Here is an 18,757-nt window from a genome sequence, read left to right as displayed (position 1 = left end):
ATCCTTCAGCCCAGTTGCACCGGTTTGCCGCCGGCGTAGAGCTTGACGCCCGCCGGCGTGCACTTGAGGCCGGACTGGTTCTGGAAGACGAAGACCGCCTGATCCGACTTGAAACCCAGGCCACTGGTGCCGTCGGACATCGCCATACGGATCTTGTCGCTGGAAACCAGCAGCGACGCATCCTTCGCGACCGCGTTGATCGAGTCTTCCGAGACCGTCACCGACACTTTCTTCGCCGGATCGGTCGAAAGCGTGACCTGCGCCGGCTCGACCTTCACGCTCGCCTTGTCCGATACGGTCTCCACCGCCTGCTTCGATTCGATCTTGGCGCCCGTTGCCGACAGCGTCACCATGCCGCCCTCGCCGCCGGCCGTCTTCGCAAACGAAAGTGCGGTCGACGCCTCCTTCATCGCCAGCTCGCCGCTCGCGGTGCCCGCCCACGTATGCTTGATCTGCGAAACCGAGGTGTCGCTGGCGACGGCATCGACTTCCACCGCGAATCCCATGACGTTCACCACCGGCGTGGTGGTCGCCGCGCTCGGCTTGCTCACCTTCATGACGATGCCGTTGCGATCCATCTCCATCGTGCTGGCGTGCGTGTTGGTCGTTTTTTCGAGCGTCTCGGCAATGCCGCGTGCATAGCTCTGCACCACCGCCTGCACCAGCACGCCCACTGCCGCCGAGCCGAGCGAATCGACCAGTGCGGCGTCGCGGTTCCTGTCGCCGCCATACTCGGTTTCGCCGTCGCCGTTGGTCTTGAGCATCGCGGTGGCGACCGACGCCGCAATCGCGCCGTTCGCCGCCAGGCTCGCTATGACCGCCGCGCGCACGCGCTTCTTGGTTCCCGCGATCAGCGCCGTGATCGTGTCGCCCTGACCGCCCTGCAGCTTGACCTTTTCGTTCGCCTTCTGGGTGACGTTCTCATTGAGACACACCGATTCGGGACCGTCGTCCAGTTCGACGCTCTGGCTGAGCTTCCAGCTGACTTCCGCGCTCGCCGCGAAGCTGGTCGCGAGCCCGATCGTGTAGTCGCTCGAAATGCCGGCTGCCAGCGAATTGTTGACCGACAGCGAGATATCGTTCTTCGCGCCCACGGTCAGCGAATTGTCGACGCCTGCCGTCATCGACTGCGAGCTGCCCTTCGTCTTCACGAAGAAGCCGCTCGACGCCGCCGAGTAGCCGACCGTCATCTTGCTTTCCTCATACGGCGATTCCAGCGTGATCGACTGCTTTCCGCGAGTGTCGTCGATGCTCACAATGTTGTCGCCCGCCGTGTGAATCAGGTTCTCCGCCGCGTTTTCGCTCGTGACCACGCTCTTGTTCGCCGAGTTCGGCACCGCGTTGGTGATGACGGGCTGATCGGGATCGCCGTCGGTAAAGGACAGCAGCACTTCCGCGCCCTTCAGCAGCGGAAAATCCATGCCGTAGCCGCTGCCCGCATAGGGCGAGGCCATGCGCACGCGCGCCGAGCCCTTGTTCGCGCTCTTGTCGGTGAGATCGAACGGCAGTTGCACCTTGTACTGGCCGAACTCGTCGAGATCGGCGTACGTGGGGTCGTCGCTCTCGGCATCGATGGTCGCCGTCATGGTGCCCGGAATGCGCGGCTTGGGCGTCACCCGTTCCGCCCGGAACTGCACGTCCGAGGCGATCGCGCGGAAGCTGTTGCTATAGGTGGTTTCTCCGCCCGCGCCGCCATCGCCTGCGGAAGTCCGCGCACCCGACAGCAGCGCGCCTGCCTGCGAGCCGCGATGATGAATCTCCGTCAACAGATACTCGGCGTTGAAGTCCGCGCGATAGTGCCCGGCGAGCTTCATGAACGAGCCCGCGCGCAGCCCGACCGCCGTGCCCTCGCCCGAGTACACGCGGCCGGCGCAGAAGATTTCCTGTGCGCGCAGGGTCGCGTAGCGCGAGCCTTCGGTTTCGTCGCGGAAGTTTTCGCCGTAAATCATCACCTGGCCGCGGCCCTGCTCCGACACGGTTGCCTTCGCCTTCAGCGCCACCGCCGCCTTGCGATGGTTGAAGTCCTGCAACAGCACTTCCTTGGGCAGCGGCCTGGCGCGCAACATGAAGCTGCGCACCGCGTCGTGCGCGACACCCGTGTTCATTCGGTCGTCCGGCCGATAGACGAGCGGCAGCAGCTTCGCCTCGGCCGTCTCGCCCGTGCCGGTCTTGTCGAGCATCAGCGTGTTGTCGACGACGATCAGCTTGTCCTGCCCGCTCGCGTGATCGAAGCAGAAGTACATGCCTTCGTGCTCCATCCAGCGCGACAGGAACTCCAGATAAGTTTCCTCGAACTGGCAGACGAAACTGCGCGTGCGGTAGGTGCCGGTCAGCTTGAACTCGAAGTCCTTGGTCGTGAGGCCGCCGTTCTTCAGCACGGTCTTGAGCGTATCGCCGATCGACTGTTCTTCGAGATACACCTCGGAAATGCGCGATAGCGACAGGCTCCAGACGCGCGGCACCAGCACCGCGCGATAGAACACGTAGTTGTCCGCGTGATGCATCTGCTCGAATTCGGCCAGGATGCCGTGATACGGCGTGGACGTGCCGCCTTCCGGACCGTAGATGGTGAAGGTGGCCGGGTGCGCGAGCATCGCATCGAAGTCGACCGATGCATCGTCCGATACCAGCGTCAGCGTGAAGCGGAACGGCTGCGAGAGCGCCTCGAAACCTTCCATCTCCACGACCTGGAAGGCATAGCCGCCGCCGGTGCTCTTGCTGGCGGTCGTGCTGAAATCGAAGCGCCGGTTGGCGAGCACCTGACTGGACAGCATCTCCATCATTTTCCCCTGTTCGTCGCGCGAAGCCGCGCGCTCAACTCATGATCATCACGACGGGCTGGCTCGGCGCCAGCACGCTCCCGACGGCATTGCCGCCGTTTTGTTTGGTGGTGTCGCCCAGGCGCACCGCGAAATTGCCTTCGAACTTGACGACCTGACTGCTCATCACGAACTCCGCCTGGCCCATCATCGAACCCGAGGCGACGCCGCCGCTCGCGCCCGCCTGATCGCCGTTCGAGATCGGGATCTTCGACGCCTTGGTCAGCGCGGGCATGCCGTGCACCATCACTTTCAGCGTGGCCGGGTTGCCCATCATCGGCATCGCGATGTTGGGGTACGGCACCGGCACCGGCGGCGCGGGCGGCGCGGGTGTCAGACAGGTGTCGGGCATGCCCATGCACTGCCCGTTTTCCTTGGTTACGGCGAACATCGCTGGCTCCTTGCTTCGTCTTGCGTCTTCTCGTTGCGTGCCGCTCAGCCGAGGTCGATCTTGTCGCCGTCGATCTTCACGTGCCCTTGTGCCAAAACGCTGACATCGCGCGCGGTCACATGCAGGCGCTCATTGACCTTCATGCGCACGCGTCCGGCGCGCGTCTCGTCGATCTTTTCGATCCAGCGGAAACTGTCGCGCGCCTTCTGCACCAGCCGGCCGACCGTCGAGGTCACCTGCTGCGCCATCGTGCTGACGATGCCCAGGCGCGCATGCACCTCGTTGATCGACGCGTCCATGCGATGAAAGCGCATCTCGCCGTGCACGCCTTCCATGCCGATCGCAGGCGCCTGCAGCGACACTTCGCCCGACGCCTTCAGTTCGATGCGGGCGGCCTCGACCTGCAAGTCGCCCTGCGAAGCATGCAGCGCGACGCCGCCCGGCAGCAGCAATTGCGCGCCGTCGGCCGACGCACGCGCCAGCAGCGCGACGATGTACGCCGCGGCATTCGCACCGAGCGCGCCGCCGCGGCACACGAGCACCGCGTCGCCGCAATCCGGTTCGATCAGGCAACTGTCGGCGCGCAGCGCGCGGTCCACCGACGCATCGGCGGCGCTGACGAAAAACCATTTGCCGGCGCGGCCCGTGACGGTCGCATAGGTGAGGCAGACGGCATGCTCGTGTCCCGCACGCGCGAGAGGCACCAGGGTGTTCTTCATTTGCTTGCTCGTTTGGCTCGTTTGGCTCGATTCGATCGATAAAAAGGACGGTTCAGGCGGCGCGCCACTGCTCGGCGCGCGCAAGCGCCTCGTCGGTCCTGCGCGCGGTCTTCAGATCCGCGCCGTCCCAGCGGGTGTTCAACTGCTTGACGGCATGCAGGTTCGCGTTGCTCAGATCTGCGCGCGACAGATCGGCATCCGACAGATCCGCGTACGACAGATCGCATTCGATCAGCCGCGCCCCTCTCAGCGACGCGCGCGGCCAGCGGCTCGAATGCAGCACCGACTGCGTCCATTGACTCGCGTCGGCCCGCACCGCGCCGAAAGCGGCGCCACTCGCATCGCACATCGCGAAGCTCGCGCACTGCAAATCGGCGTTTGCGAACTGCGCGCCGATCATCGCGGCGTACGTCCCGCGCACGCCCGCCAGCGTCGCGCCTTCGAGCTGAGCATTCATCAGGCTCGTGCGGTCGAGCGCCACGCCGCTCAAATCGACGCCCGCGAGGTTCGCCTCGTTGAGGATCGCCATGGTCAGATCGCAGGTCCGCAAGTCCTGCTTCGTTAGCACGCTGCCCGCGAAGAACACGTTGCGCAGCGTCGCGCCGGCGAAGATCGCGCTGGAAAAATCGGTGTTCATCGCGGTCAGGCGCGTCAGATCCGCCCGCGTGAAATCGGTCTGCGCGAAGCTGCATTCGTGCATGTCCGCGCGCACGAAGCGGGACTGCGGGAAAGCGGTCTTCGTGAAATCGCAGGCCGCGAAATAGGCCGTCGTGAAGTTCGCCGCCTGCGCGATCGCGCCGCCCAGATTCACCCGTGCGAACGACGCACCCGCCGCGTTCACGCGCGACAGATTCGCGCCCGTCAGATCCGCCTGCTCGAAATCCGCATCGGCGAGACTCGCCCCGGCGAGATTCGCGCCGGCGAGCTTCACGTTGCGGAACCGGCAAGCCGACAAATCCTGTCCGGACAGATCGATTCCGGAAAGATCCGCATCGGCGATCATCCGCTCGCCCGCCAGTGTGGCCGCCAGCTGTTCCGTGCTCACGCCGTCTCCCTCGTGTCGTTGCGCTTCATCGCTTCGTCTCTCATCTCGACGTTTCCGGCCAGTGTGCGGGCGGTGGGCTTCGATCGTGTTTCAGCCGGCCGCCCGTGCGTTACGGTTGTAACGCTCAGCCGGGAAAACTCACGACGAAATCGCCAGCCTCATTCACGTCCAACGCCACTTCGGGCAAGGCCGCGCCTTCACCCATGCGCGTCAGGATTTCCTGCGACATCAGCGGCAGGACCGTGCCGCGCAGGATCCAGTCGATGTTGCGCGCGCCCGTTTCCACTTCCGTGCAGCGCGCCGCGATCTGCGCGACGACGGCATCGGTGTAGCTGAAGCGCATCTTGTTGTTGTGCGCCACGCGCCTCACGATCTTGTCGAGCTTGAGGCGCACGATGCCCGCGAGCGCGTCGGTGGCGAGCGCGAAGTACGGAATCACCGTCATGCGCGCGAGCAGCGCGGGCTTGAAGTGATTCGACAGGATCGGCCGCACCGCGGAGAGCAGCGTCGCCGCGTCGGGCTTGTCTTCGCCCGCGGTCATTTCGGTGATGACGTCGGTCGCGAGGTTCGACGTGAGGAAGATCACCGTGTTCGAGAAGTCGATCTCCTTGCCCTCGCCGTCCGACAGCATGCCTTTGTCGAACACCTGATAGAACAGGTTCATCACGTCGAGATGCGCCTTTTCCACTTCGTCGAGCAGCACGACCGAATACGGGCGCTGACGCACCGCTTCGGTCAGCACGCCGCCCTCGCCATAACCGACATATCCCGGCGGCGAGCCAATCAGCCGGCTCACGTTGTGCTTCTCCTGGAACTCGCTCATGTTGATGACCGTGGTCGACTTCTCGTCGCCGAACAGAATGTCCGCCACCGACAACGCCGTCTCCGTCTTGCCGACGCCCGACGGCCCCGCGAGCAGGAACACGCCCATCGGCTGCTCCGGATCCTTCAGGCCCGACTTCGCCGTCTTGAGCACTTCGGCGATCTGGTCCATCGCGTGGTCCTGGCCGCGAATGCGCGCCTTCAGCGTGTCGGCCATGCGCATGACGCTCTGCGCCTGATCGCGCAGCATCTTGCCGGCGGGAATGCCGGTCCAGTCCGAGATCACGCGCGCGACCACGTCCGGATCGACGTCGATATGCACCAGCGGCTGGCTGCCCTGCGCGGTCCGGAACGCCTCGGCGGCGGCCGTGATGGCGTCGGACAGCGACTGGAGCACGTCGGCGGATGCGCCTTCGGTTTTCGCCGCATGGCGCGCCGCGCGCGCGTCGAGCAGCACGCGGGCCGCGTCGCGCTGCCGTTCCCAGACGGCGCGCAGTGCTTCGGCTTGCGCGTCGAGCTTCGGCAGCTCCGCCTCGATTTCGGCGAGCCGTTCGAGGTCGACGGGCTGCTGATTGTCGGCATCGCGTTCGAGGCCGTTCTTCTCGCGCTGCAAGGCCTGGATGCGGCGCTCGGTGTTTTCCAGCACGTCGGGCTTGGCGCTTTGCAGGACCTTGACGCGCGCGCAGGCGGTGTCGAGCAGATCGACGGCCTTGTCCGGCAACTGGCGGCCCATGATGTAGCGGCTCGACAGTTCGGCCGCCGCAACGATCGCGTCGTCGCGCAGCACGACCTTGTGCACGTCCTCGTACTTTTCCTTCAGGCCGCGCAGGATCAGCACGGCGGTATCGAGATCCGGTTCGTCGAGCTTGACGAGCTGGAAGCGCCGCGCGAGCGCCGCGTCCTTTTCGAAGTACTTCTTGTATTCGGCCCACGTCGTCGCGGCGATCGTGCGCAGTTCGCCGCGCGCGAGCGCCGGCTTCAGCAGGTTGGCCGCGTCGGACGTGCCCGCCTGACCGCCCGCGCCGATCAGCGTGTGCGCTTCGTCGATGAACAGAATGATCGGTTTCGCCGACGCCTTCACTTCCGTGATGACGCCCTTCAGGCGATTCTCGAACTCGCCCTTCACGCTCGCACCCGCTTGCAGGAGACCCATGTCGAGCCCGAGGATCGTGACGTCCTTCAGCGAATCGGGCACGTCGCCTTCGACCACGCGCAGCGCCAGGCCTTCGACCACCGCCGTCTTGCCGACACCCGGATCGCCGACGCAGATCGGGTTGTTCTTGCGGCGGCGCGCGAGGATGTCGACCATCTGGCGAATCTCCGCGTCGCGGCCGAACACCGGATCGAGCTTGCCCGCGCGTGCTTTCTCGGTGAAGTTCTCGCAGAAGCGCGCGATCGCGCTGCCGTCGCCGCTGGCGGGGGCAGACGCATCGCTTGCGCCGTCGCCGAGCGCGTCGCGCGTGCCCGCTTCGATGGAACCGCCGCAGACCGCGTCGAACGAACGAATCAGCGTTTCGCGATTGAGCGCGCGCAGCGGCGCGGCGTAGTCGCCCGTCGCGTAATAGGTCGGACGCGCGAGGAACGCGAGCAGCACCGCGCCCGAGCGGATGCGCGGCTCCTGCAAGTCCACCGACGCGATCAGCCACGCGTCCTGCAGCAATTCGAGCAGGAGCGGCGAAAACGCCGGGCGGCCCGCGTTGCCCGTCTTCATCTGCTCGAGCGACAGGTTGATCGAGCGTTGCACCAGCGCCGGCTCGACGTCGTGTTGACGCAGCAGCAGCGCGATGTCGGCCTGTTGATCGTCGAACAGCTTGACGAGCAGATGTTCGACCGTGATCTCGTAATGACCGCGCGATACGCACAGCCCGACGCCATCTTCGAGCGCCTGTTTGCAAAAGCCGTTGAGGCGGCCCACGAGGGGCTTGAGTTCGACCAGCAGCATGTTTGTTTTCCTCTTAGTCTTCCAGCAACGGCCAGCAAATGGTTAAAGAGAGTATTGAACCCGCGTCGGCAGCTTCGCCTCGCCGGGGTTGAGCCACGTATCGAAACCGAGGCGCGACCACGCGCCGCGTCCCGTGCGCGCCGCGCCCGCGTCGTCGTGGCGCAGTTGCAGTTCCACTTCGACGCCGAGCGGATCGGTCAAATAAAAGCGCGTGAAAAAGGAGAGCCGCGCATGCGCGCTTCCGCCCGGCAGCATCTGATGGAAAAGCGCTTGCGGCACGTCGGCGAATTCGATGCGGATCGCGCTTTCGTAGTCGTCGATTTCCGAGCCGAGCCACGCGTCTTCGCCCAGACAGCTTTGTTGTCGGCCGAGTTGCCAGCGCTGATCGGCGGGAATCGGCGCGGCGCGCAGCACGCCGCACACCACCTTCACCGCGGCGGGCGCGAAGGCATCGGCGAGCAGGGTTTTCAGGCCGAGCGCCGAACGCGGCCGCTGGTTGAAAAGGCCCGCGTAACGCAGCAGTTCGGCGCTGCCCGGCAGCAGATCGACGCGCAGATCCGGATCGTGCAAGCCGACGAACGCATACAGCTGATTGAGCGACGCCTCGTGGCGATCCTCGACGATGCGCTGCTCGACGCGATACTTGGCCCACGCGTCGAAGAGCAGCGGATACAGCGCGTGATGCGCGATATCGAGGAAATCGCGCGTGACGTGATGCCCTTCGCGCTCTTCTTCGAAGAGGTCTTCGGTGTAATACGTCGGCAGCGGCGAGGCCACGCCGTACAGGCCGAAGAAGTTCGCCGTGATGCGATAGCCGCCTTCGGGCGTCGCCTCGATACGGTCGATGTCGTTCTCGGGAAAGCCGAGCCCGAGCCGCGGCCGCACCCGCAGATTTTCCTGATTCAGACCCGTGTGACGGTCGTACAGCCGCAGCAGCCGGATCGCCTGAAAGTACGAGTACTTCTCACCGTTGGTGAGAAGCAGCGCCTTCACAGCATCGGTTGTTGTCCGAGTCTCGGCGGCCATTTGAAAATTTTCCCTGAAAGCGTGTCTTCGAGCTCGACGCGTGTATAGGAATTGATGCCGGCGTAGTCGCCGAGAAATCGCTCGAGCATGCAACCGAACAGATACAGATCGCCGATTCCGGCGTAATGGTCCTCACGGCAACGGATGCGGATCAACTGGCCGCGCTGCATGCCACCGCGGCCCACGAGACGCGACTCGCGCGTGGCCGTCACATCGACGATGCCCTCGATGCGGCGACGGTTCGACTGCTCCTGCCCCTGTCGTCCGCTGAACACGTAGAGCCCGAGCATCTTGCGCAGGTGCTCCGCGCTCGCCAGCGACAGCAGGTTGAGCGAGACGTGCGACAGCAGGCACCACAGCAGTTCCTCGCCCGCGGGCGGGTCCTGCGCGGGCGTGATCGCGCGGATATTGGTGAAGCTCATCTGATCGGGCGACGAGCTGGTCGGCACATTGATGTCACCCGGTTTGAGGCCTTCCGGCAGCGCGCGGTTCGTGCAGGTGACGCGGATCGACAGCGTCTCCGGCAGCGGCGTCTCCGACGGCGGATAGTTGAGCGACAGATAAACATCGCTGCCGCGCTCGACGTTCGCGCTCTTCAGCGTCGTGCGATAGCTCAGTTGCGCGCCGCGCCCGTCGTGGCGAAACATGCTGAAGGGCTGATACACGCGCTCCTGCGCGCGGCCCTGTTGATAACCCAGCACCTGATCGACCGAATAGACCTGATAGTGACGGCGGTCGCGGCCTTCCGGAATCACGCGATATTCCGTCGCGCGATGATCGTGCGTGATCGGGTCCGCGACGTGCGAGAACACGTTGATCGCCGGGACCACGTTGAGCATGAAGCTGTCGGCGCCGATTTCCGGCATCCAGTCGTGCAACGCATCGAGCGTCATCACGATGCTGAAGCTCGTGCCTTTCGCGTTCGCGGTCCAGCGCTTCAGCCCCGTGATGTCGATGAAGAGAAACTTCTCGGGCTGCGCGAAGAATTCCTGAATCGTGCGATAGCCGCTCGACGCGTGGCCCGGATAAGTCAGCAAGCCGTCGTCGAAGCCGCTCGTGCGCAGGCTCTTCGCGCCGAGCGAAACACGTTCGCCGCCGCTCGCGATGCGCACGTCGGCGACGTGATTCATCAACAGCAGCAGCAGCTTGGAAGCATCGACATGGCCGCCGTTGAGGAACAGGCGAATGGAATCGCCGTTCCATTGCGCGATGCTCGCGCCGCCGTCCATTTCGAAGTCGATCATCAGCACGGGCGCCGCGCCCGCGTGACTCAGCAGATTGACTTCGGCGATGCGCAGCGGTTCGACGTCGAGATCGCACGCGGTGCGAAAGCGGCACGACGTGCCATCCACCGGGACCGATGCGAGCTCGGTGCCCGCAGCCACGCGCGCTGCCTGCGTGCGCGGACCTTTCGCGGTAAAGCCGATCAGCGTCGAAGCCGGCACGGGCCGCAGATAATGCGGAAAAAGGAGATTCGTGAGTTCCTGAACGAACTCGGGGAACTGGTCGTCGAGCTTCTGGCGCGTGAGGCCCGTGAGAAACGCGACGCCTTCGAGCAAACGCTCGACATCGGGGTCGGCGGACGTGCCGGATAGCATCGGCGCGATCGCCGGATTCGCATGGGCGAACTCGGCGGCCAGGCCTTTCAGCTTGTTCAGCTCATCCTGATAGTATCGATTGAACATGCGTGAGCGATGTTGCCAGCTTGAATTCAGTCGACGCTGACGCGGCCATTCGCGCCCACGGTCGTCGATATGCGCAGCGGAATCTCGCGGTCGTCCACTTCGAGCGTGCCTTCGAGCGCGAAGCGGATCGACAGCACGTCGGTTTCCTCGCGATTGAGCGTGACGCGCGGCGACTTGATGCGCGGCTCGTAGCGCAAGACCATGCGGCGGATCTCTTCTTCGATCTCGCGCGTGGAGCCCATCGCGGTGGTGCCGGCAAGGTTCGTGAAATCGGGCACGCCGAATTGCGGGTCGATCTGCACGCTGCCCTGCCGCGTGTTGAGCAGCCGGCTCAGATGGCTCATCACGGAATCGACGAGCACATCCACCTGGGTTTCGTTGGTGCGCGCTTCACCCGCGCCCCAACTCGCGATTCTCTCCAGCAGCCGGCGCTCTCTCACCATCGCTCCCGCTCAGACGCGCATCAGGACTTCGGCGCGAGCCACGAATCTTCGGCTTCGATGCCGTCCGGATCGAAGGTCCACGTGATCTTCTCGTACGTGAACGAGATATCTTCCATGTGACCCATCTGCTTGTTTTCCGGCGACAGGCAGTTCGGCGTCCACGACTTCATGTTCGTCAGGATCGCGTTCGACAGCTTCACGGTGTAGTACTTCTCTTCCGTGCCCTTCGGCGAGATGCGATAGAACTCGAGCGTGACGTTCTTCATCTGCTCGCCCGAGGTCAGCGCCTGGAACAGCTTCGGCGACGACTTGTCGATTTCCTTGGTCAGCGTCATCGGCAGATGCACGCGCTTGCCGGTGGGCAGACCCGTTTGCGGGCTCTTCGGAATTTCGATGGTGTGATCGACAGCCTGGACGAGAATCTTTCCTTCGTGACCCTGAACCTTGGTCGAGCCTTCGATCTTGCCCTGGTTCTGGCCTTCGAGAGTGAGGTAGCACGGCATCGGCATGATATTTCCCCTGTTGGGTAGCACTCTGTTTTGGATGTGGAAGCGGCGCGATCACTCTGGAAGAAGCGCCGTTTCCGGTTTGTCGCCGGCGCCTTGCGGCCCCGGCTTCTTTCTCGCTCAGCTCTTGTGTGCGCTGCGCATGTTTCACATATTGCAGAAGGCCCGTTACCGCCCGGTTTCAGTTCTTCCGCGCTGCGTTACAGATGAAACACGGCCCGCGACACGACAACTCGGTGCTTATTTCTTTTCCAGCTTGCCAACCAGGGACAGCGTGAACGACGCGCCCATGTACTTGAAGTGCGGACGCACCTTCAGATCCACGCGATACCAGCCCGGATCGCCTTCGACATCGGCCACGATGATCTCCGCCTGACGCAGCGGACGACGGCTGCGCACGCCTTCGGCGGGGTTGTCCATGTCCGCGACGTACTGGCGGATCCACGTGTTGAGTTCGCTTTCGAGATCGACGCGCTCTTTCCACGTACCGATGTTCTCGCGCTGGATCACCTTGATGTAGTGCGCGAGACGGCTCACCACGAACATGTACGGCAGTTGCGTGCTGAGCTTGTAGTTCAGCTCGGCGTCCTTGCCTTCCTTGGTGTTGCCGAAGAACTTCGGCTTCTGCGCCGAGTTCGCCGAGAAGAACGCGGCGTTGTCGCTGTTCTTGCGCATCGTCAGCGCGATGAAGCCCTGCTCGGCAAGTTCGAACTCGCGGCGCTCGGAGATGAGCACTTCCGTCGGGATCTTGTTCTGCAGCTCGCCCATCGACTCGTACGTGTACACCGGCAGATCGCCGACCGTGCCACCGCCCTGCGGTCCGATCACGTTGGCGCACCAGCGGTAATCGGCGAAGCTGGAGGTCAGGCGCGAAGCGAACGCGAACGCTGCGTTGCCCCACAGGAACTGGCTGTTGCCGCCCGAGACGTCTTCCTTGTAGTTGAACTTCTTGGCCGGCACCGTATCCGCGCCGTAAGGCACGCGAAGCAGGAAGTGCGGCAGCGTGAGGCCGACGTAACGCGCATCTTCCGATTCGCGGAACGCATTCCACTTGACGAACTGCGGACCTTCGAAGATCGACGAAAGATCTTTCAGGTTCGGCAACTGGTCATAGCTGTCGACGCCGAAGAAATGCGGACCTGCCGCGGCGATGAACGGCGCATGGCTCATGGCCGACACGCTCGCCACGTTCTGCAGCAGCTTCACGTCCTGCGTGCCCGGGCCGAACTCGTAGTTCGCCACGATGGCGCCGAACGGCTGGCCGCCGAACTGGCCGTATTCGGCCGTGTAGAGGTTCTTGTAGAGACCTGCGTTGGTGATGTCGGCGGCGTCCTCGAAGTCCTCGAGAAGCTTGCCCTTGCTCACGCTCAGCAGTTGAATCTTGACGTTCTCGCGAAAATTGGTGCGGTCCACGAGGAACTTGAGCGAGCGCCATGCCGATTCCATCTTCTGGAAATCGTCGTGATGCAAGATCGCGTCGACCTGTGCGCACAGCTTCTGGTCGAGGTCGGCGATCATGCTGTCGACCGTTGCCTGCGTGATGCGCTCGACGGCGTTCTGCGGTTCGAGCAGCTGACCGATGAAGGCCTGAATGCCCTGACGGGTGATCGAATAGGCTTCGTCGCCCGGTTTGATGCGTGCCGACTCGATCAGCTGGTCGAGCAGCGAAACGCTCGCATCCGCTTCCGGGGCGGCAGTGGCTGCCTGTTCTTTTTCCATGTCGCTCATGTCACTTTTCCTCGATGCCGAGTTCGCTCATCAGACGCGCGCGCACGCCTTCGTCTTCAATCAGTTCCTGAACCCGCTTGCGGAAATCAGGAATGTTGCCGAGCGGTCCCTTCAGTGCCTTCAGTGCATCGCGCAGGGCGATCATCTGACGCAGCTCGGGCACTTTCTCGACGATCGCGTCCGGCGAGAAATCGTCGATCGACTCGAACTTCAGGTTCATTGCGAGCTGTGCTTCCGGATCGGCATTCGCTTCGAGGCGGTTCGGCACCGCGAGATCGAGCGAGAGCTTCTGGCCCTTGAGCACTTCGTTGAAGTTGTCCTTGTCGACGTTGACCGGCTTCATTTCCTCGATCGGCGTTTCGTCGTCGCGCAGGGTGAAGTCGCCGAGTACCAGCAATTTCAGCGGCAACTCGACTTCCGCCTTGGCATCTCCGGTGGCCGGACGATACACAATATTGACCCGCTCCTTCGGAGCCACTGAACCGTCAGATGCCATGCCTACCCCCTAACCCAATACCTAAAGTGTTGATAAAAAAATCAGGCCGCTTTGATCAGCATCGCAGCACGGCCGCGCAGGAATGTCATTCGCCAGGGAATCTGTCAGCGGGTTATCCGGTTCTCCGGCACGATCGTTCGCGAGAACCGTCACATTTGCGTCATCACGTGCTGCTGGCGACACGGAACGATCTCATGACGCACCACCGGTCATTGCCGCAAAGAGAACCGGGTTAGGGGTTCTATTCGCGCCTTCGGCACAAGACCCCCGTGATACGCTGACTTCCCTGTCGCTCAGGGCATTAACGACCGCGTTTCGGGATTCTTGAAGGCGTTTTGAGGACAGGCCTTCGACGACCGCGTGGTGCCTTGATCCTTAAGGAATTTTTGTTTCTGCCGTTAACGCTTGGAAGCTGGCCGGGCGGTCCGGCTTGCCGGACATTCGGTCAAGGTGCCTGGCATTCAGGCCGACGGCTATATCGCCCTTGCGTGAGAGACCATGGTGGCAAATCAGTATGAAGTGCAGGGCGACGTGCTCATCGTGAGCCTCGAAGGCGCGCTGAACAGCACGAACTCGGCGCAAGTCGAAGCGGAAATCCAGCGCCGCCTCGATCAGGGCATCAACCAGTTGCTGTTCGATCTGAGCGGCCTCGGCTATATCTCCAGTGCGGGATTGCGCGTCGTGCTGATCGCTGCGAAGCGTCTCAAGCAATCCGCCGGACGGCTCGTGCTGTGCGGCATGCACGACCAGATACGCGAAGTCTTCGAGATCAGCGGATTTCTCAACATTCTCAACGTCACCGATACGCGGGCATCCGCGCTCGAACGCTTCGACGAAGTGGCGTAATTCTCATGTTTCATCCGTAACCTGAGCTCGTTTTCCTGAAACGCGGCCGTAACCGCGCGCGCCCAGAATTCATCCCATGCACAGAACGAACTGTGCAAGACAACTGGAGAAAAATCATGCCGATGCCCTGCTACCTCACCCTCGAAGGTCAAAATCAAGGCACGATCGAAGGCTCGAACAAGGTTCGAGGTCACGAAGGAAAGATCCTCGTGCAGGCCGTCGATCACACCATCGAAATCCCGAAGAGCCCGCAAACGGGCCTGCCCACCGGCAAGCGCGTGCATGGCGCGATGCAGCTGACCAAGGAAATCGACAAGTCCTCGCCCAAGCTGTTCCAGGCGCTCACCTCCGGCGAGCAGATGAAGAACGTGACGCTCGAGTTCTACCGCATTTCGCCCAAGGGCACGGAAGAGAAGTACTACACCGTGAAACTGTCGAACGCGATCCTGACGAGCATGAAGTCGTGGACGCCCAACTGCCTGTCGCCGGATAACCGTCAGCTCGGGCACATGGAAGATCTCTCGTTCACCTATGAGAAGATCACCTGGACGTATGAGCCGGACGGCATCGAAGCCGAAGACTCCTGGCTCGCGCCGAAGGCCTGAACCGGCTCGACCCATCGCCGGAAATGAAAAAGGCCGCCTCGTTATCGAGGCGGCCTTTTTCATTTCCGGCTCGCGAAGTGACTTACGCGGCGCCGGCCGAATGTTTCATCCGTAACGTGAACTTGCTTTCCTGAAACTTCGCCGTAACCGCTCACGCGCAGAATTCATCCCATGCACAGAACGAACGGTGCACAAACAACCACCCACTGGAGAAGAAATCATGCCGATGCCGTGCTACCTCACCCTCGAAGGTCAAAACCAGGGCAAGATCGAAGGCTCGACCAAGGTTCAGGGTCACGAAGGAAAGATCCTCGTGCAAGCCGTCGATCACACCATCGAAATCCCGAAGAGCCCGCAAACGGGCCTGCCCACCGGCAAGCGCGTGCACCTGCCGATGACGCTCACCAAGGAAATCGACAAATCCTCGCCCAAGCTGTTCCAGGCGCTGACCTCCGGCGAGCAGATGAAGGACGTGACGCTCGAGTTCTATCGCATCTCGCCGAAGGGCACGGAAGAGAAGTACTACACCGTGAAGCTGTCGAACGCGATCCTGACGAACATGAAGTCGTGGACGCCGAACTGCCTGTCGCCGGAAAATAAGCAGATGGGTCACATGGAAGATCTCTCGTTCACGTACGAGAAGATCACGTGGACCTTCGATCCGGACGGCATCGAGGCCGAAGACTCGTGGCTTGCCCCAAAAGCCTGATTGGACGAGACGTCACACGGCAAGTCGCACGAAGCAAGGCCGGCTCATCATCGAGGCGGCCTTTTTTTCGTTCGCAGCTAAAACCGGTCAGGCAGACAGCGCCTCCAGCGCGGCCGCGCGATCGGGAAGAATGCGGAACAGCGAATCGAAACCGATCACCTGAAACACCTCATGCACCTGCGGCAGCAACCCCGTCAGAACCAGATCGTGCCCGGTACTGCGCGCCGCCTTCGCGGCCTTCAGCAAGACCCGCAATCCGGCGGAACTCACGTATTGCACCTCGCTCATGTCGAGCAGCACGCGCGGGCTCGCCTGCACGCGCTCCGGCAAAACATCTTCGAGCTGCTTCGATGTCGTGCTGTCGATACGTCCATCCACGGCGACCACCAGCACATCCCCTTCACGGGTTTCATTGATATTCATCGTGTTCCTCGGTAGTTCGTCAGGCGCCCGTCACGCATCCGGCTTCACGACAATGCGCTTGCGCAAGTGCAGGCAGTTGCGGTCATCGCGGCGCTCGTACGTCACGGCGTCCATGACCTTCCCGACCAGAAAGACGCCCAGACCGCCGATCGCGCGGTCATCGACGCCGCTCGTTACATCGGGGTCCGGCAACTGGAGCGGATCGAAGGCCACGCCGTCGTCGCTGACCTCGGCGCGCACCTCGTCCGCCACGATCTCCACGCGCACCCGGATCGGATCATGCGCGGATCCATAAGCCGCAATGTTCGAGATGACTTCGTCGAGGGCCATCGCAAAGCTCTGGAACAACAGCGGCGGCAGGCCGTGCGCATCGAAAAGCGTCTGCAAACAATTCACCAACTCACCGATGTCCGGCGCCTGCGCATCCAGTTGGGTGTCGAAAGTGTCGTTCACGTTCATGCTGTCGTCGACCCTGAAGCCCCGTAGTGAACCGCGAGACAGGTGATGTCGTCGGATTGCGGCGCACCGTCGGCGAACTGATGCACGCTGTCGAACAGCCGCTTCAGCAGGACTTCGACTTGCGCGCCCTTCGTGTCGGCCAGATGTTGCGCGAGCCGCAGTTCGCCGTATTCCTCGTCGGCCGAATTGAAGGCTTCGGTCACGCCATCGGTGTAGAGCAGCAGTGTCGTGCCCGCTTCGAGACGCGCGCGCCCTTCCGCGAAAGGCGTGCCTTCCATCACGCCCAGCGCCATGCCGCCCGTGCCCGGCAACTGCGACACGCCGCCGTCCGGACTGATCACGTAAGGCGGATTATGCCCGCCATTTGCATACTCCAGCTCACCGGTCGCCGTATCGAGAATGCCGTAGAACAGCGTGACGAACATGGTCGCTTCATTGTCCTGCGCGAGCAGATCGTTGGCGAGCGCGAGACACGCGCCCGGGCTCGCGGCGCTCGGCGCGATCGCGCGCAGCAGTGTTCGCGACACCGCCATGAACAGCGCGGCCGGCACGCCCTTGCCCGATACATCGGCGATCACGATGCCGATCTTCTGGTCCGACAGCCAGAAGTAATCGTAAAAGTCGCCGCCCACCTCGCGCGCCGGGATCATGCGAGCGAACATCTGCAGGTCGGGCCGCGACGGAAAGCGCGTCGGCACGATCGACTGCTGCATGCGCCGCGCGACATCCAGTTCCTGCTGGATCGACACGAGCTTCGTATGTGCGTTGAAGACGTTCTGGATCGTCAGGAACCACGGCCGCCAGGCCTGCGGAATATCGGGGATCGCCTTGACCGAGCCGCGGTCTTCGTCCTGGATGTAGCGCACCAGTTTCTGCGCCGGGAGAATCGCGTCGTTGTACGTCATGCGGCTCGCGATCATCAACATGAGCGTGAGACTCAGCACGAGCACCAGCACGCTCGGCACGCCGGTTTCGAGCGCGACGCGCTGCAGGTTCCAGCGCGGCAGCAGCAGCACGAGACGGAACGGCGCATGGTTGATGCCGACAGCCTCGATGTAGTAGTCGTCGAAGATCGTCAGACGGCCGTCCGCGTCGCGCAGCGCGCTCTGCACGTCGCGCCGCAGCGCAGGCGGAAAGGCGTCGGCGGCGGAGCGCACTTCCTGCGCGCCCGCGTGCACCAGTTCCGGGTCTGCGAGCAACTGCCCCCGGTCGTTGACGATGAACATCCGCCCGAGTCCCGGCGGCCAGGTCCGCACGAACTGGTTGAGCCAGCCGAGCGTCAGATCGAGCGAGACCGAACCGAGGAACTGGCTGCCGTCGAACACGCCCGCCGATGCGGTGACCATCAGACCCTTGCCCGCCTCGTCCGCATAAACGGGTGTCCAGAAGACGGAGCGCTCGGGTCCCGCCGCGCTCTGCACTTCCGTGAAGAAGTCTTTTTGCCTGAGGCTGTCGGCGTAGAAGAAGTCTTTCGACGCCACCCAGGGATAGATATTGATGAAGCGCCGCGCCGACGTGTAGTAGACCCACGTCGCGCCCGGCAGATTCGCCATGATCGTCTTGAACGGACCGTTCAGGCTCAGCGCCATTTCGAGTTCACGATCGAGCGCCGGCGTGCGCGGACCGACGAGGCCCGTCAGATTGCCGGCATCGGCCGGCGTCCATGGCGCGGGCAGCGCATCGAGCTGAATGCTGTCCGGTTCCTTGCCGGGCTGCAACGCGCGGAGCAATGGCGTGTCGGGTGCGCCCTGCGGATGCAGCCGCAGCCAGGTCTCGCCCTGAATGCGCATTGCGTTGACGGAATCGGTGCTGCTGCGAACGAGCGCGTCGAGCGCGATCGCCTGCTCCTGCATGCGCTGGCTCACGCTGGAAGTCTGCGCCTGAAGCGTCATCCGGTATTGCAGATAGACGAGCGCGCACGCCACGACGAGAACGCCGACGAGCGCGATGCGCATGACACGGTTATAGCGGGCGAACAAGGCCGCCGTCAGATCGGACATACGCTGTTTGAGTTATCGGGTCGGCTTCGGCCAGCGCCGTTCCGTGGTTCTTGTGCTTCGAGCCGATTGAAAAATACCAGCAAGAGTGTAGCG

At 63.1% G+C, this 18,757-nt stretch carries 17 protein-coding genes; 3 read left to right on the top strand and 14 right to left on the bottom strand.

Translation table 11 applies throughout. The features are described 5' to 3' along the window. Positions 1-5: 5 nt before the first annotated feature. From NOV72_RS09105 to tssB, 11 genes are all read right to left on the bottom strand, one after another. On the bottom strand, positions 6-2,783 hold the full coding sequence (locus NOV72_RS09105; protein WP_106854252.1) for a type VI secretion system Vgr family protein: 2,778 nt from the start codon (positions 2,781-2,783) through the stop codon (positions 6-8). 31 nt (positions 2,784-2,814) lie between these two features. Further along, a complete protein-coding gene (locus tag NOV72_RS09100; RefSeq protein ID WP_106854251.1) occupies positions 2,815-3,210 on the bottom strand; it encodes a DUF4150 domain-containing protein in 396 nt (131 codons plus the stop codon). A 44-nt stretch (positions 3,211-3,254) separates the two neighbouring features. Continuing rightward, a complete protein-coding gene (locus tag NOV72_RS09095) occupies positions 3,255-3,929 on the bottom strand; it encodes a DUF3540 domain-containing protein (RefSeq protein WP_106854250.1) in 675 nt (224 codons plus the stop codon). A 52-nt stretch (positions 3,930-3,981) separates the two neighbouring features. Next, positions 3,982-4,974: a pentapeptide repeat-containing protein gene (locus NOV72_RS09090; protein WP_245932954.1), complete on the bottom strand. Its 993-nt coding sequence runs from the start codon at positions 4,972-4,974 to the stop codon at positions 3,982-3,984. A 124-nt stretch (positions 4,975-5,098) separates the two neighbouring features. After that, a complete protein-coding gene (tssH, locus tag NOV72_RS09085) occupies positions 5,099-7,738 on the bottom strand; it encodes a type VI secretion system ATPase TssH (protein WP_106854249.1) in 2,640 nt (879 codons plus the stop codon). A gap of 42 nt (positions 7,739-7,780) precedes the next feature. Then, the gene (tssG, locus tag NOV72_RS09080; protein WP_106854248.1) at positions 7,781-8,764 is read right to left on the bottom strand and encodes a type VI secretion system baseplate subunit TssG; all 984 of its coding nucleotides are present in this window, start codon (positions 8,762-8,764) and stop codon (positions 7,781-7,783) included. Next, positions 8,728-10,449 (bottom strand): type VI secretion system baseplate subunit TssF, encoded by a 1,722-nt coding sequence (gene tssF / locus NOV72_RS09075; protein ID WP_106854247.1) that lies wholly within the window; start codon positions 10,447-10,449, stop codon positions 8,728-8,730. The genes tssG and tssF overlap by 37 nt, the downstream gene beginning before the upstream one ends. A 26-nt stretch (positions 10,450-10,475) precedes the next feature. Then, complete coding sequence (gene tssE, locus NOV72_RS09070) at positions 10,476-10,892, bottom strand: type VI secretion system baseplate subunit TssE (RefSeq protein WP_106854246.1); 417 nt, start codon at positions 10,890-10,892, stop codon at positions 10,476-10,478. A 20-nt stretch (positions 10,893-10,912) separates the two neighbouring features. Next, positions 10,913-11,401, bottom strand: a complete 489-nt coding sequence (locus NOV72_RS09065) for an Hcp family type VI secretion system effector (protein WP_014192977.1) — start codon at positions 11,399-11,401, stop codon at positions 10,913-10,915. Between the two features lie 237 nt (positions 11,402-11,638). Then, on the bottom strand, positions 11,639-13,126 hold the full coding sequence (tssC, locus tag NOV72_RS09060) for a type VI secretion system contractile sheath large subunit (RefSeq protein WP_106854245.1): 1,488 nt from the start codon (positions 13,124-13,126) through the stop codon (positions 11,639-11,641). A 1-nt stretch (position 13,127) separates the two neighbouring features. Continuing rightward, entirely contained in the window at positions 13,128-13,622 is a 495-nt protein-coding gene (gene tssB / locus NOV72_RS09055; RefSeq protein WP_106854244.1) for a type VI secretion system contractile sheath small subunit, read from the bottom strand. 498 nt (positions 13,623-14,120) lie between these two features. Between tssB and NOV72_RS09050 the strand changes: the two genes are divergently transcribed. The 3 genes from NOV72_RS09050 (at position 14,121) to NOV72_RS09040 (ending at position 15,782) form a co-directional block, all read left to right on the top strand. Next, a complete protein-coding gene (locus NOV72_RS09050; RefSeq protein WP_181290931.1) occupies positions 14,121-14,468 on the top strand; it encodes an STAS domain-containing protein in 348 nt (115 codons plus the stop codon). Positions 14,469-14,584: 116 nt separating this feature from the next. Continuing rightward, positions 14,585-15,073, top strand: a complete 489-nt coding sequence (locus NOV72_RS09045) for an Hcp family type VI secretion system effector (RefSeq protein WP_106854368.1) — start codon at positions 14,585-14,587, stop codon at positions 15,071-15,073. Between the two features lie 220 nt (positions 15,074-15,293). Beyond that, on the top strand, positions 15,294-15,782 hold the full coding sequence (locus NOV72_RS09040; protein ID WP_106854243.1) for an Hcp family type VI secretion system effector: 489 nt from the start codon (positions 15,294-15,296) through the stop codon (positions 15,780-15,782). Positions 15,783-15,869: 87 nt separating this feature from the next. Here the strand turns inward: NOV72_RS09040 and NOV72_RS09035 are convergent, their stop codons facing one another. Genes NOV72_RS09035 through NOV72_RS09025 form a run of 3 tightly spaced genes read right to left on the bottom strand, consistent with a single transcriptional unit; the run spans position 15,870 to position 18,664 of the window. Next, positions 15,870-16,205 carry an STAS domain-containing protein gene (locus NOV72_RS09035; RefSeq protein ID WP_106854242.1) on the bottom strand — a complete coding sequence of 112 codons (336 nt, stop codon included), beginning with the start codon at positions 16,203-16,205 and terminating at the stop codon, positions 15,870-15,872. A gap of 30 nt (positions 16,206-16,235) precedes the next feature. Further along, complete coding sequence (locus NOV72_RS09030; RefSeq protein ID WP_106854241.1) at positions 16,236-16,664, bottom strand: ATP-binding protein; 429 nt, start codon at positions 16,662-16,664, stop codon at positions 16,236-16,238. Further along, entirely contained in the window at positions 16,661-18,664 is a 2,004-nt protein-coding gene (locus tag NOV72_RS09025) for a SpoIIE family protein phosphatase (RefSeq protein ID WP_106854240.1), read from the bottom strand. Before NOV72_RS09025 ends, NOV72_RS09030 begins: the two co-directional genes overlap by 4 nt. Between the last annotated feature and the right edge of the window lie 93 nt (positions 18,665-18,757).

This window comes from Caballeronia novacaledonica, assembly GCF_900258035.1.
In the GTDB taxonomy this organism is placed as follows: Bacteria; Pseudomonadota; Gammaproteobacteria; order Burkholderiales; family Burkholderiaceae; genus Caballeronia; species Caballeronia novacaledonica.
The sequence above is the reverse complement of the archived record's forward strand: the minus strand, read 5'-3'. Positions and strand labels throughout refer to the sequence as shown.

Bases quoted from the DNA above. Each gene is read 5' to 3' on its own strand.
- NOV72_RS09040 (WP_106854243.1), top strand. From the start codon at position 15,294: ATGCCGATGCCGTGCTACCTCACCCTCGAAGGTCAAAACCAGGGCAAG.
- NOV72_RS09100 (WP_106854251.1), bottom strand. From the start codon at position 3,210: ATGTTCGCCGTAACCAAGGAAAACGGGCAGTGCATGGGCATGCCCGAC.
- tssG (WP_106854248.1), bottom strand. From the start codon at position 8,764: ATGGCCGCCGAGACTCGGACAACAACCGATGCTGTGAAGGCGCTGCTT.
- tssF (WP_106854247.1), bottom strand. From the start codon at position 10,449: ATGTTCAATCGATACTATCAGGATGAGCTGAACAAGCTGAAAGGCCTG.
- tssH (WP_106854249.1), bottom strand. From the start codon at position 7,738: ATGCTGCTGGTCGAACTCAAGCCCCTCGTGGGCCGCCTCAACGGCTTT.
- tssC (WP_106854245.1), bottom strand. From the start codon at position 13,126: ATGAGCGACATGGAAAAAGAACAGGCAGCCACTGCCGCCCCGGAAGCG.
- NOV72_RS09105 (WP_106854252.1), bottom strand. From the start codon at position 2,783: ATGATGGAGATGCTGTCCAGTCAGGTGCTCGCCAACCGGCGCTTCGAT.
- NOV72_RS09030 (WP_106854241.1), bottom strand. From the start codon at position 16,664: ATGAACGTGAACGACACTTTCGACACCCAACTGGATGCGCAGGCGCCG.
- NOV72_RS09025 (WP_106854240.1), bottom strand. From the start codon at position 18,664: ATGTCCGATCTGACGGCGGCCTTGTTCGCCCGCTATAACCGTGTCATG.
- NOV72_RS09050 (WP_181290931.1), top strand. From the start codon at position 14,121: ATGGTGGCAAATCAGTATGAAGTGCAGGGCGACGTGCTCATCGTGAGC.
- NOV72_RS09065 (WP_014192977.1), bottom strand. From the start codon at position 11,401: ATGCCGATGCCGTGCTACCTCACTCTCGAAGGCCAGAACCAGGGCAAG.
- tssE (WP_106854246.1), bottom strand. From the start codon at position 10,892: ATGGTGAGAGAGCGCCGGCTGCTGGAGAGAATCGCGAGTTGGGGCGCG.
- NOV72_RS09035 (WP_106854242.1), bottom strand. From the start codon at position 16,205: ATGAATATCAATGAAACCCGTGAAGGGGATGTGCTGGTGGTCGCCGTG.
- NOV72_RS09095 (WP_106854250.1), bottom strand. From the start codon at position 3,929: ATGAAGAACACCCTGGTGCCTCTCGCGCGTGCGGGACACGAGCATGCC.
- tssB (WP_106854244.1), bottom strand. From the start codon at position 13,622: ATGGCATCTGACGGTTCAGTGGCTCCGAAGGAGCGGGTCAATATTGTG.
- NOV72_RS09045 (WP_106854368.1), top strand. From the start codon at position 14,585: ATGCCGATGCCCTGCTACCTCACCCTCGAAGGTCAAAATCAAGGCACG.